This is a genomic window from Citreicoccus inhibens (assembly GCF_019039035.1).
GTDB classification, from domain to species: domain Bacteria; phylum Myxococcota; class Myxococcia; order Myxococcales; family Myxococcaceae; genus Citreicoccus; species Citreicoccus inhibens.
In genome coordinates, this window is sequence record NZ_JAHNZT010000041.1 from 56,435 (window position 1) to 66,001 (window position 9,567).

General features: G+C 69.7%; 9 protein-coding genes. 4 read left to right on the top strand and 5 right to left on the bottom strand.

Annotated elements, in window-relative coordinates; translation table 11 throughout:
• Positions 1-29: 29 nt before the first annotated feature.
• Together KRR26_RS31610 and KRR26_RS31615 are read right to left on the bottom strand one after the other, a co-directional pair.
• Positions 30-713 carry a class I SAM-dependent methyltransferase gene (locus tag KRR26_RS31610; protein ID WP_120206244.1) on the bottom strand — a complete coding sequence of 228 codons (684 nt, stop codon included), beginning with the start codon at positions 711-713 and terminating at the stop codon, positions 30-32.
• A gap of 32 nt (positions 714-745) precedes the next feature.
• Entirely contained in the window at positions 746-2,392 is a 1,647-nt protein-coding gene (locus KRR26_RS31615) for an LVIVD repeat-containing protein (RefSeq protein ID WP_158611469.1), read from the bottom strand.
• 163 nt (positions 2,393-2,555) lie between these two features.
• On the opposite strand from KRR26_RS31615, the gene KRR26_RS31620 reads away from it, so the two are divergent.
• Genes KRR26_RS31620 through KRR26_RS31635 form a run of 4 tightly spaced genes read left to right on the top strand, consistent with a single transcriptional unit; the run spans position 2,556 to position 6,500 of the window.
• Positions 2,556-3,899, top strand: a complete 1,344-nt coding sequence (locus tag KRR26_RS31620; RefSeq protein ID WP_120206246.1) for a WD40/YVTN/BNR-like repeat-containing protein — start codon at positions 2,556-2,558, stop codon at positions 3,897-3,899.
• An 8-nt stretch (positions 3,900-3,907) separates the two neighbouring features.
• Positions 3,908-4,540, top strand: coding sequence for a hypothetical protein (locus KRR26_RS31625; protein WP_120206247.1), 633 nt, complete (start codon positions 3,908-3,910; stop codon positions 4,538-4,540).
• On the top strand, positions 4,537-5,793 hold the full coding sequence (locus KRR26_RS31630; RefSeq protein ID WP_120206248.1) for a YncE family protein: 1,257 nt from the start codon (positions 4,537-4,539) through the stop codon (positions 5,791-5,793). The genes KRR26_RS31625 and KRR26_RS31630 overlap by 4 nt, the downstream gene beginning before the upstream one ends.
• Positions 5,790-6,500 carry a c-type cytochrome gene (locus tag KRR26_RS31635; protein ID WP_120206249.1) on the top strand — a complete coding sequence of 237 codons (711 nt, stop codon included), beginning with the start codon at positions 5,790-5,792 and terminating at the stop codon, positions 6,498-6,500. Before KRR26_RS31630 ends, KRR26_RS31635 begins: the two co-directional genes overlap by 4 nt.
• Before the next feature lie 27 nt (positions 6,501-6,527).
• Here KRR26_RS31635 and KRR26_RS31640 read toward each other — a convergent pair whose 3' ends face one another.
• The 3 genes from KRR26_RS31640 to KRR26_RS31650 form a co-directional block, all read right to left on the bottom strand.
• Entirely contained in the window at positions 6,528-7,562 is a 1,035-nt protein-coding gene (locus KRR26_RS31640; protein WP_236069379.1) for a pirin family protein, read from the bottom strand.
• A gap of 867 nt (positions 7,563-8,429) precedes the next feature.
• Entirely contained in the window at positions 8,430-9,005 is a 576-nt protein-coding gene (locus tag KRR26_RS31645; protein ID WP_217081619.1) for a hypothetical protein, read from the bottom strand.
• Complete coding sequence (locus tag KRR26_RS31650) at positions 9,005-9,421, bottom strand: immunity 49 family protein (protein ID WP_217081620.1); 417 nt, start codon at positions 9,419-9,421, stop codon at positions 9,005-9,007. Before KRR26_RS31650 ends, KRR26_RS31645 begins: the two co-directional genes overlap by 1 nt.
• Positions 9,422-9,567: the final 146 nt, after the last annotated feature.

The window sequence follows — 9,567 nt, forward strand, 5'->3', positions numbered from 1 at the left end:
TCGCTCCCCCCTGAGGAACTGAATCGTTGTCACCGCCGCGAGAAGACCAGGAAGTACTGCTCGGGCAGGAAGTCGAAGGACCGCACCTGCTGATAGCCCGCGGACTCCAGCTCCGCGCGCACCGCGTCCGGCGCGAGCTTGTGCTCGGCGGGCGGCCCCCGCGACGAGTCCAAGCGATAGTCGATGATGGCGAGCCGCCCCTGCGCGGACAGGCCATGCTCCGCGAGGTGGCGGAAGTACGCGGGCCGGTCGGAGATGTGGTGGTACGTGTCCACCACCAGCACCAGGTCCACGGGCGCGGGCAGCTTCGGGTCATCCGGCGTGGCGACCACGGGCGTGAGGTTCGTCAGGCCCTCGCGCTCGGCTCGCGCGCCCAGGTAGCGCGCCATGTCCGGCTCGATGTCCACGCCATACACACGGCCCTGGGGCACCGCGCGCGCCAGCCGCACGGAGAAGTAGCCCGTCGCCGAGCCCACGTCCGCCACCTTCGCGTCCCCAGGCAGCGCGAGCGCCGTCACCACCGCGTCCGGCTGCTGCCACGCATCGCGCGCCGGGTCGTCGAAGCGCGCGGCCCAGGCGTTCGCGTCCTCGAAGCGGTGCGGCATCTGCGAGCCGTGCGCCTGCTCCGCGTGATGCGGATGCGTGCACGCGCCCAACAGCAAGGTGCCTCCCAGCAGGGCGTGGTGCGGGAAGGAGGAGTGGCGATGGGACATGGCGGGCTCCTAGGACATGGGGAACGGGCGCATCAGGGCTCCCGGAAGATGAGGAGGCCGCGCGCCGTATCGACCGTATAGAGGTATCCGTCGCCCGGCGCACTCACGGCCACGAGCCCATCCACGAAGCCATGGCCCGCGCCCGGGTGCTCCGCGGCGAACGAGTTGAACCACGCCCGCTCCCTCGGACGCTCGGGCTCGGACACGTCCAGCACGCGCACCCCGTCCTGATGGTGGGCCACGAAGAGCGTCGTCCCGCGCAGCTCCAGCGCGCCGATGGAGACAGGCGTCCGCAGCCGGTACTCCCCTACCAATGACACCTGCGCGGGGTTCGTCACATCCAGCACGCGCAGGTGCGCGGCCCAATCTTGTCCACCCTCGAAGGCGATGACCCGCGAGCCGAACCGCCCCACGCGCACGGCATGGCTGGTGGCCCCGGGATAGGTGTAGTGCCCCAGCTCATCGAGCGGCGAAGCACCGGCCTCGTCGTGGATGCGCAATCCCTCGCGACCATGACTGACATACAGCCGCCCCTCGAAGGAAAAGACAGACGCGGGCTGATGCTCGGGCACACGGGGATCCGCGCCGCCGCTCTGCAACCCATTCAACCGGACCGGAGCCCGGGGCTGACTCACGTCATAGAGAGAGGTTTGCGCCGAGGGACGTGCCTGGGTGACATACAGGCGCGCATCCCGCACCCAGACCGAGAGCGCATCCACCGGCCCCACCCCCGTTGGGAACGAGGACAACCGCTGGGGCTGAGCGGCCGTGCTGATGTCGAAGGCGATGACCCCTTCCGCGCTGCTGGCCACGTAGAGCACGTCGCCTCGGGCCGCCACGGCGCGCCACGTGTCTCCCATCGGGGCATCGATGCGCGCGCGAAGCACGGGCGCGGCGCGGTCATGCACGTCGAGCACCGTCAGCCCACCCGGGACACCGCGCATCAGGTCAGGCCCGGAGACGACAAAGGCATGCGCCTGGGACACGACCAGCCCCATCGCGTCCCCTCGGCCCACCGGCGACTCGGAGAGCAGCGCCATGCCCGAGGACTCCGCCTCGCCCTCGCGTCGCACCAACCGCTCCGCCGCGAAGGTGCCCAACCGCACGGGTGCGCCGTTCGCGCAGCGCGCGTAGCAGCCCACCAGTCGGCGACCGCGCGCATACGATTCACACCCCGACAGCGAGAGCGTGGAGGAGCCGCCATCCTCCAGCCCCTCGCGGGCCGACAGGTAGAAGCGCTCCGGCCCCAGCTCTTGCGCGGGCAGCGCCATGGTGCCGAGCGTGGACGCGCCGCCATCCGTCACCACCCGCAGGCTGTCGACGAGTCCCACGGGCTCCAGCAGGTCCCAGTTGATGCGCACCGAGTACAGCGCGGGCCCCGCCACGTCGCCCAGCGAGCGGACGTTGCACAGCGGCGCGAGGAAGAAGTCCGGCGAGCCGCAGGCGACGCCAGGGTCCACCGTGGGACGACAGACCGCGAGGCGCTCCAGGTCGTCCCAGTCCCCCATCTCCAGCAGCACGTTGCCTTCCTCGATGCCCGCGTCCGTGTCGCCGCCGCCGTCGGCGCCGCCGTCCTCATGCGACGACGGGGGCGGCAGGGGCGGAGCGCCCTTGCTGCACGCGGCCATCCCCAAGACGCCCCCGAGCAGCACCCACCCAGCGGCTCGCCTCCAGCCCATGTCGGGACTCCTCATTGCCGGGACGGCCCCCCTCCCGACGCCTGCTCAACGACCCTGCAATCAACTCATATCGCGCATTTCGCGAAGAACAAGTCCCACTATGAAGTGCTGGCGCTGGAGGTATCTTGCGGGGCACGGTCGGCCGGGCCCTCGGAGTTCGCGCATGAAGACGTATCGAATCGCGCCCTTCTGGAGGCTGTTCTCGGTGGCCTGCGTCCTGGCCGCGAGCGGTGTGCGGGCTCACGCCGGTCTGCCTGAGACCTCCAACGTCACGTTGCGCCGAGGGCACCCGGAGGACTTCTTCGTCGGGACCACCTTCGGCGCGGTGGTGTCCCGAGACAGCGGACAGACGTGGCGCTGGGTCTGCCCCGAGGCCATGGGCTACGGCGGCTGGAAGCCAGACTCCTTCGTGTGGCGCGAGTCCGGCGAGCTGCTCGCCGCCACGGGCAACGCGCTCCTGCGCTCGGGCGATGGGGCCTGCACGTGGAGCACGCACCCCTACTTCAAGGACACGTGGGTGACGGCGCTCGCGGTGCACCCCACGGATGACCGGGTGTTCTACGCCGCCACGGGACGCTCCACCGCGCCGAGCAACGGCCTGTACCGCAGCGACGACGGCGGCGAGACGTGGCGGGCCCTGCCGCTCCAGCGACAGAACACGCTGTTCTCGGCCGTGCGGGTGTCCACGGCGGACCCTCGGCGAATCTATGCGTCCGCGCAGGAGCCCACGCGCATGCTGCTGTTCCGCAGCGACGACGCGGGCGAGACGTGGGAGGAGCTGCCGCAGACCTTCCCCACGCTGGTGCGGCCCTATGACTTCGTGCTCGCCACCACCAGCCCCGTGTCCGCGGAGGGCGTGTGGGCGCGCGTGTCCGCGCAGGGCTTCACGTACATCCTGCGCAGCGACGACGGAGGGCGCACCTTCGTCTCGCTGAACGAGGGCGGCCTGAACGACGCCTTCGTGAACATGGACCTGTCCGCGGACGGCGGCACGGCCTGGGTGGGCACGTACAACACGTTCTTCCGCAGTCAGGCCGGCGCGCCCTTCGTCCCGCTCTCCCTGCCCAGCGGCAACGCGTGCGTGCTGCGCCGAGGAGAAGTCCTGTACGGCTGCGGCTCGCCCTGGGTGCATGACTGGTCGCTGGCGCGCAGCCTGGACGAGGGCACCACCTGGGAGCCCATCTACAGCCTGGAGCAGACCCGAGGCGCCTACCGGTGTCCCGCGGGGACGCCCGTGCACGAGCTGTGTCCGTCGCGCTGGCCGCAGCTCGCGCAGTTGATCCTCGCGCCGCTCGACCCGGATGGAGAGATGGACGCGGGCACGCCGGACGCGGGTACGCCGCCCCCTGCGCCGGATGCGGGCCCCGGGGTCGACGAGCCCCCTCCCTCCAAACCCAGCTCCAGCGGCTGCGGCGCCATGTCCGGGAATGCGGTCCCCGCCGCGCTGCTTCTGCTCACGCTTTCACTGTTGCGCCGTGGCCGGCGGCGTGTGGACCCACAACCCTGAGGACGACGATGAACCACCATCTTCTGTGGAGCACCTGCGCGGCCGCGGCCCTGGCTCTGACCGCCTGTGGAAAAGATGATCCGCCCGTCACCGATGAGTGCGGCGAGCCCCTCTACGCGGGCAAGGCCACCGATGAGTCCTGGCGCGCGTTGGTGGACGCTCACGACAAGGCCCCGGACAGCTCGCGCGCGGTGACGCTGCTCACCCCCGAGGCGAGCCAGACCTTCGCCGCGAGCGACGCGGCGCCGCGCTTCAGCTGGACCTCTCCGCTGCGCGCGTCGTTGGAGCGCCCCGGCAAGGTGCGCCCCTCCACGCTGGGCCATCCGCGCGCGAGCAGCCCGTCGTTCCTCGCCCGCGTAGCGAGCTGGGTGGTGCCCACCGCCGAGGCCCACCTGCCGCCCTACACGGGTGACCTGTATTGGGTGCAGGTGAAGCTGCCGGGACAGACCTGTCCGGTGGCGCTGCTGACGTCCGAGCTGGAGTGGCAGCTCGACGACGCCACGTGGAAGACGCTGCGCGACGCGGCGGGCAAGGACCTGACGGTGCAGGTGACGAGCGCCTATCTGGTGCAGAACCGCATCACCGAGGGCCCCTATCAGCTCGCCACGCCCGTCACCTTCCGCGTGGGGATGGCGAAGTGAGGCGCGCGGCATGGTTGGGATTGCTGGCGCCCCTGGCGCTGGCGGCCTGCGAGAAATCCGAGACAGAGGCGGACGGGCTGCTGAAGGTGCCCGCGCTCGAATACTCCGAGCCCATTCCGTGGACGCGCGGTGGCACGACGATTCCACCGCCGGGCCCCGCGGGCCGCATCATCGTCACCAACAGCCTGGATGACTCGCTGAGCCTGTTGGACATGGAGGGGCTTGGCACGCCGGGCTGGGGCGTGGCGCAGCGCGTGCCCGTGGGCCTCAACCCCGTGGAGCTGGAGGGGCCACATCACACCGCCGTCTCTCCGGCGAATGACTACTACTACGTGGGCATCTCCAACTACGTGCCAGGAGGCGGCTCGGGGCCGCATGGCGCGCACGGCACGGGCACGGCGGACGGCTACTGCCTGAAGATGTCGGCCCAGGACAATCGGATCGTGGGCTCGGCGCGGGTGGACCGCAATCCGGGCGACGTCATCGTCACCGCGGATGGGGAGACGCTGTACCAGACGCACTTCGACCTGTTGCGCATCGCCGACGTCGCGCGCCAGGGCGGCAGCGAGCGCGACATGGACGCGCGGCTCGTCGTCCTCGACGCGTCGTCCATGACGGTGAAGACGCGGCTGAAGGTCTGCCCCGCGCCACACGCGGTGCGCCTCTCCGCCGACGAGCGCACGGCCTACATCGCGTGCTGGTCGGACGAAGTCGCCATCGTCGACCTGCCCGCCACGGACACCTCGACGGTGACGCGGGTGAAGGTGGCGGACTCGGGCGTGGGCACGGCGATCGCGCCGCGGCACCAGCCCTATGCGCTGACGATGTCTCCCACCACGGGCGATGTCTGGGTCAGCTCCCTGGCGAGCCGACAGGTGCAGGTGCTCGAGGCCGGGACGCGGACGATGAACGCGCGGCGCATGGTTCCGCTGCGGGGCTCGCCCATGTTCGGCGTGTTCACGGCGGACGGGAAGACGCTGTACATGCCCTATCAGGGCGAGGACGCCATCGCGGTCATCGACCCCGCCACGTCCCAGGTGCTGCGCACCATCCAGCTCTCACAGGATGGCTGCTTCAACGTGCATCAGCTGACCCTGACGCCGGACGAGCGGTACGGACTGGCCGTCTGCGAGGGCGACCACATTGGCCCGGGCGCGCTGCTCGTGGTGGACCTGAAGGAAAGCAAGGTGGTGTCCACGGTGCGCATGGGCATCTTCCCGGACTCGGTGAGCATCATTCGGGGGCAGCCATGAAGCGCCTCATGTGGAGCGCCGCGCTGCTCGGGCTGCTGCTCGGCTGTGGCGGGGAAGAGAAGAAGAGCGCGGCGGACTTCGGCGAGGAGCTGTTCCACGACGCGCGGTTGTCGGAGAGCACGTTCAATCGCTTCTCCTGCGCGACCTGTCACGTGACGACGCCTCAGGCTCCGGCCGAGCGCATCGACTCGGGCTACTCGCTCTACAACGTGGCCTCGCGGCCGAGTTGGTGGGGCGGCAACGAGACGCGCCTCTTGGACTCGGTGAACTTCTGCTACGTCAACTTCATGCGGGGCGTGACGAAGCTGGAGCCGGACGACCCGATGAGCCGCTCTTTGTATGAGTACCTCGTGCGGCTCAGCCCGGATGCCCAGGCCGCCGCGTTGCCCTTCACCATCGTGAAGGACATCAACGAGGTGGCGCGCGGCGACGCGGGCCGCGGCGCGACGGTGTACCGAGCGGCCTGTCAGACCTGCCACGGCGAGCTGCACACCGGAAAGGGGCGGCTCACCGAGCTGGCCTCCATCCTCCCCGAGGTGACGAAGGACTACGGCACGGTGTTCCCGGGTGTGCCCAAGTCCAAGGTCGTCATCGAGAAGGTCCGGCACGGACAGTTCTTCGGCGTGGGAGGCAACATGCCGCCCTACAGCACCGAGGCCCTCTCGGACGCGGACCTCGGTGCGGTGCTGTCCTATCTGGAGCTGTAGTCCTCCGGGCCGAGCCCGGCGCGCGCCTCAGGTCGTGGGCTTCTCGACGCGACCGTCCGCGTGCCGGGCAAACCGGCCCTGCTCACGGCCATGCACCGGGTCGTGCTGGGGCCACGGCCAGCCGCCGAACTCGGTCTGCCGGAAGTCCATGAACGCCTGATACAGCTCCTCGCGCGTGGTCATCACGAAGGGGCCCTGTTGAACCACGGGCTCCTGGATGGGGCGGCCCTGGAGCATCAGCAGCTCGGCCTCGTCCGGACCGTTCTCGAGGACGACGTCGCGGTCCGCGCGCAGCTCGATGGCGCTCGACGCGGGGATGGCGCGGCCCGCGGCGCGGAGCGCGGCCCCCTGGAAGAAATAGAGCATGCGGTGCGCGCTCGCCGAGGCGGCCGGCAAGGTCCAGCGCGCGCCGGGGCTCATCTTGATGGTCCAGATGGCCACGTCGGTGTCCTCGCGGCGGGCCCAGGACTTCGGAGGCGGAGGCGGCGCGCGCACGTCACCGAGTCGCCCCGCGATGATGCGGACCTCGGTGGAGCCGCCGCGCTCGTCCTTCATGACCTCGGTGGGGATGATGTCATTCCAGAACATGGAGAAGTGCGGCTCGACCATCTTGTCGACGCGCGGCAGGTTCAACCAAATCTGAAACAGCTCGAGCGGGTTCGCGGCATCGCGCCGGAGGAGCGGGAACATCTCCGAGTGGAGGATGCCCTTTCCGGCCGTGAGCCATTGCACGTCACCGCCACCGAAGCGCGCGACGGCGCCCAGGGAGTCGGAGTGGTCGAGCACGCCACGACGCACGATGGTGACGGTCTCGAAGCCGCGGTGGGGATGTTGAGGGAAACCGGGGACGGTTTCGCCGTGATACATGCGCCAGCCGTCGCGGCCCTCGAAGTCCTGGCCGATGTCCCGGCCGGCGAGGGAGGCCGCGGGGCCCAGGTGCTCATTGCCGGCGGGATAGCGGTCGTCGTGGTGGACGCAGAAGAGGAACGGGTCGGGCGTCTTCCACATCATGCCGAGCGGTGTCACGGCCCGCACCGCGTCCTGGGTTGTTGGTTGTGTCATGGCCGTCTCCTCACTGCTCGCCGCGTGTTTCGAGCAGCCCGAGACCGCGGCGGTGGCCCCCACTGCGGCCAGGCCTTGCAACGCTTCTCTCCGGGACACTCCACTCACGGGCTCACCTCGGGTCGCGCTTCATCGCGCGTCCCCTCAGGCTAACCGCCCCGGCTCGCCGCCGCAGCCCCGAAGCACCCGCAAGCCCGCCCGCCTGCCCAGCGGCACACGCCCCCGCAGACCGAGAGGCACTGTGCCGTGGTCAACACGATGAAATCCGTGGACCGCTCAGCGCCTCGTCGCTGTCTGGCCCGCCGCTGGAATGCGCTCCAACAGGAGCGCGCCCGCCCCCCCATCATCTGAGAGGCAACAGATCAACGCCCGGTCCGCCGAGGAGGCGCGCCGCACGAACGAGCGTGTCGCCAGACAGAGCGCGGCCACGCCACTCGCCGCGCCGATGTCGCCCCAAGAAACGACCGGGAAGACCGTTCGCACGCGGTGCATATCGATGTGCTCTCGAAGCAAGAGCTGGGCGTGCCCCCAGCATTGCGCCTTCCACTCCTCACCATTGAGGTCGAGGAGGATGTCGCCCCGGAATGGCTCGGCGCCCCGCGCGGTCTCCACGGCGGCTCTTGCTGAGTCCGCGAGACTGCGAGCCCACGTTGGGGCCAGGTGACTTCGAGAAAGGGCCGGCGCCTCTTCGTCCTCGGACGCCTCCACTGGCGCCGACCGGAATGACGAAGCCAGAATCCGAGCCTCGAACCTCGCGCCACGCTGATGCGCTCGGGCTTCACGCTCCACCAGGACACAGGCCGCCGCCTCACCCGGGCACAGCCCCACCGCCCGCTCCGAAGTCTTCAGCCGCCCCTCGCGGACGAGCTACCCCATGCTGAGCGGGTCCATCCACGAGTCCGTGCCCAAGATGATGACGCGCTCCAGCGTGCCCTCCGCGAGCAGCGCCTCGGCACGCCGCATCGCGGCCGCGACACCCATTGGACCGCTCGTGAAGAAACCTCCGGGAATCATGTGCAACGAAAGCTGCGCGAGGTCCGCGAGCAGCGCGCCACAATGCCTCTCCAACAGCGCAGGAACCTCAGGCTCGGGCCAGAGGAACCGCTCGAACTGGAGCGCTGGCAGAACCCAGGCGAGCCCGGTCTTGCTCCAGAATGCACGCGCGTTCCGGTCCGGCAGGTGGCCATAGCGAACAAGGTCCTCCAGCGCGGCCAATCCCAGCCGAACCCAGGCCCCAGCCTGGATGAAGCCATCCGTGAAGCCCCTGATGGGCGCTCCCGAGACCGGGGCCTCGAGCGTGGACTCGTCATAGGCCACGTAATCAAGAAGGGGATGGCGACGAACCACCCCCGTCCGCTGCGCCGCACAGGTGGCCTCCACGGTGAAGCCCAGGTTGGACACCATGCCCAGGCCACTGATGACGAGCCCGCCGGGAGATGACATCACGGCCTCGGCTTCGGCAGCGAGCGAAACGGCTCAGGGGCTTGCCAGCTCTCAGCGGCTGGAAAAGCTCGGCGATGGAACCTGCGGGCGACACCTGGGGCCAGGGGATAATCCGATGCAACGCGAAGCCCTACCCGCTCGGCCAACTCCACCGTGGCAAGGATTTCAGTGGAGACATGCGCCAGGGTGGCAGCCTCATCCGGGTTGAGGGTCTCCGCTCGGAGCGCCTTGGCCGTTGCCTCCAGCTTCTGCGCGCACAGGGCCTTCAAGCCCTCATCGAACAGCGATTGATTGCCCTCCAGGAGCCCTTTGCACACGTCGAGATGCGGGTCTGGATTCTCCGCCGTCAGCAGCGCGAAGCGCTCAAGGTCGCCTTGCCATACCGGCCGCGGCACATCCCCGGTATAGCAGGCCATCAAGAGTCGGACCGAGAAGTAGGGGCTGTCCCTGATTAATGCAGCCACAGAGCCATGGCCGCGACGTGGAGGACGGCGAGGTAGCAGGTCGCCGTCTTGTCGTAGCGGGTGGCGACGGCGCGGCATCGCTTGAGGTCGTGGAAGCA

Excerpts from the sequence above, each read along its gene's own strand:
- KRR26_RS31610 (WP_120206244.1), bottom strand. The coding sequence starts at position 713 with ATGTCCCATCGCCACTCCTCCTTCCCGCACCACGCCCTGCTGGGAGGC.
- KRR26_RS31615 (WP_158611469.1), bottom strand. The coding sequence starts at position 2,392 with ATGGGCTGGAGGCGAGCCGCTGGGTGGGTGCTGCTCGGGGGCGTCTTG.
- KRR26_RS31620 (WP_120206246.1), top strand. The coding sequence starts at position 2,556 with ATGAAGACGTATCGAATCGCGCCCTTCTGGAGGCTGTTCTCGGTGGCC.
- KRR26_RS31625 (WP_120206247.1), top strand. The coding sequence starts at position 3,908 with ATGAACCACCATCTTCTGTGGAGCACCTGCGCGGCCGCGGCCCTGGCT.
- KRR26_RS31635 (WP_120206249.1), top strand. The coding sequence starts at position 5,790 with ATGAAGCGCCTCATGTGGAGCGCCGCGCTGCTCGGGCTGCTGCTCGGC.
- KRR26_RS31640 (WP_236069379.1), bottom strand. The coding sequence starts at position 7,562 with ATGACACAACCAACAACCCAGGACGCGGTGCGGGCCGTGACACCGCTC.
- KRR26_RS31645 (WP_217081619.1), bottom strand. The coding sequence starts at position 9,005 with ATGTCATCTCCCGGCGGGCTCGTCATCAGTGGCCTGGGCATGGTGTCC.
- KRR26_RS31650 (WP_217081620.1), bottom strand. The coding sequence starts at position 9,421 with ATGGCCTGCTATACCGGGGATGTGCCGCGGCCGGTATGGCAAGGCGAC.